The organism is Streptomyces sp. WELS2, assembly GCF_013870595.1.
Lineage (GTDB): Bacteria > Actinomycetota > Actinomycetes > Streptomycetales > Streptomycetaceae > Streptomyces.
Window position 1 is genome coordinate 1 of sequence record NZ_JACBWZ010000849.1, and the last position, 2570, is coordinate 2570.

At 74.5% G+C, this 2570-nt stretch carries 2 protein-coding genes; both read right to left on the reverse strand.

Translation table 11 applies throughout. From position 1 onward, the window contains the following. Positions 1–947: LacI family DNA-binding transcriptional regulator (locus H5J33_RS30735; protein ID WP_181798045.1), on the reverse strand; the 947-nt coding region annotated here is incomplete at its 3' end. An 87-nt stretch (positions 948–1034) separates the two neighbouring features. Continuing rightward, entirely contained in the window at positions 1035–2477 is a 1443-nt protein-coding gene (locus tag H5J33_RS30740) for a GH1 family beta-glucosidase (RefSeq protein ID WP_181798046.1), read from the reverse strand. Positions 2478–2570: the final 93 nt, after the last annotated feature.

Below are 2570 nucleotides of genomic sequence, written 5' to 3' on the forward strand. Positions count from 1 at the left end.
ATCATCGCCCGGCCCATCTCCTCGATGGGCTGCCGGACGCTGGTGAGCGGCGGGTCCATGTGGCGGGCGATGGCCGAGTCGTCGTAGCCGACCAGCGCCACGTCCTCCGGGATCCGCCGGCCCGCCTCGCGCAGCACCTGGCGGGCGCCCGCCGCCATCACGTCCGAGCCCGCGAAGACCGCGTCCAGGCCGGGCTGCCGGGACAGCAGGGTGGCCATCGCCCGCCGGCCGCCCTCCTCGGTGAAGTCGCCCGGCTCGATGAGGAGTTCGTCCACCGGGCGGCCGGCGTCGGCCAGGGCGTCGCGGTAGCCGTCGGCGCGGCGCTGGGCGCCGTAGACGTCCAGCGCGCCGGTGATGTGGGCGATGTGGCGGCGGCCCCGGGACAGCAGGTGTTCCACGGCCGCGCGGGCGCCCCCGTAGTTGTCGGAGTCCACCGAGGTGAGCGACTCGGCCGCCGAGCGCGGGCCGCTGATCACGGCCGGGATCTCCAGCTCGGCCAGCAGATCGGGCAGCGGGTCGTCGGCGTGCACGGAGACCAGCAGCACGCCGTCCACCCGGTGGGCCGCCAGGTACTGGGCCAGCCGCTGCCGTTCCCGGTCGCTGCCCGCGAAGGTCAGCAGCAGCTGCATCTCGGTGTCGGACAGTCCCGCGCCGACCCCGCGCAGCATGTCGGAGAAGTAGGGCTCGGCGAAGAACCGGGTCTCCGGCTCGGGGACGACCAGCGCGATGGCGTCGGTGCGGTTGGCCGCGAGGGCGCGGGCGGCGGTGTTGGGGACGTAGCCCAGCTCGGCGACGGCCGCCTCCACGGCGGCGCGGGTGGCGTCGCTGACCCGGGGCGAGCCGTTGATCACCCGGGAGACCGTGCCCCGCCCGACCCCGGCCCGGGCGGCGACCTCCTCCAGGGTCGGCCGCCGGCCGCCCCGGCCCCTCACACCGCTGCCTGCCATGGTCGCCGCCTTCCGTTCACCGCCGTCAGGCCAGGAATGTAACAGCGTGACGGCGGCGCCTTCGATTCCGCGGGCGGCGGGGGCCCGTCAGGCGGGCAGGGCGTTGTTGCGGATCACCTCGGCGTACCAGCGGGCGCTGGCCTTGGGGATGCGGCGCTGGGTGGGGTAGTCGACGTAGACGGCGCCGAAGCGCTTCGAATAGCCGTAGGACCACTCGAAGTTGTCCAGCAGGGACCACAGGAAGTAGCCCCGCACATCGGCTCCGTCGGCGATGGCCCGGCGGACGGCGTCCAGGTGGGAGTGGAGGTAGGCGATCCGCTGCGGGTCCTCGACGCGCCCTTCCGGGGAGACGTAGTCGTCGAAGGCGGCGCCGTTCTCGGTGACCATCAGCGGCAGCCCGGGGTGGCGGGCCGACATCTCGGTCAGCAGGGTGTGCAGCCCGCCCGCGTCGATGGCCCAGTTCATGGCGGTCAGATCGTCGTTGGCGAGGTGGAAGGCGACCTTCTCGGAGCCGGTCCACGGGGAGTGGTCGCTCGCGCCGTGGCCGTCGTTGCGGGTGCTGGCGGCGCCGTCGGCGGGCAGCGAGACCACGGTCGGGGCGTAGTAGTTGACACCGAGCACGTCGATGGGGCGGGAGATCTCCGCGAGGTCCCCGGCGCGCACCAGCTCCTCCCAGTCGACCACGTGCGCGGTGTCGCGCAGCAGGTCCTCGGGGTAGGCGCCGTCCAGCAGGGGGCCGGTGAAGACCCGGTTGCCGACGGCGTCGATGCGGCGGGCGGCCTCGGCGTCCTCGGGGCTGCCGGTGAGCGGGCGCACCTGGTGCAGGTTCAGGGTGATGGAGACCTGCGCGGAGGCGGGCAGGGCCGCGCGCAGGGCGCCGACGGCCTCGCCGTGGGCCAGGTTCAGGTGGTGGGCGGCGCGCAGGGTGGCGGCCGGGTCGGTGCGGCCGGGGGCGTGCACGCCGGAGCCGTAGCCGAGGAACGCCGAGCACCAGGGCTCGTTGAGGGTCGTCCACACCCCGACCCGGTCGCCCAGGGCGCGGGCGGCGAGGGCGGCGTAGTCGGCGAACCGGTGGGCGGTGTCGCGGTGCGGCCAGCCGCCCGCGTCCTCCAGCTCCTGGGGCAGGTCCCAGTGGTAGAGGGTGGCGACCGGGGTGATGCCCGCCTCCAGGAGGGCGTCGGTCAGGCGGCGGTAGAAGTCCAGGCCGCGCTCGACGGCGGGGCCGCGGCCGGTGGGCTGGACCCGGGGCCAGGAGATGGAGAACCGGTAGGCCTTGAGGCCGAGGTCCTTCATCAGGGCCACGTCGTCGCGGTAGCGGTGGTAGTGGTCGGCGGCGATGTCGCCGGTGTCGCCGTTGCGGACCTTGCCGGGGGTGTGGCTGAAGGTGTCCCAGATGGAGGGGGTGCGGCCGTCCTCGGAGGCGGCGCCCTCCACCTGGTAGGCGGCGGTGGCGGCACCCCAGACGAAGCCGGTCGGGAAGGAGGTGTCCGAGGCCGGCTGGGTGGTTGTCTCGGGTCGTACGGCGGTCATGGCGAGAGCGCTCCCAAAGTGAAGAGAAGACGGATGACGGACGGCGGCCCGGCGTGCGGGAGCCGGTCGCGGGCGGGGCGGTACGGTGCCCGG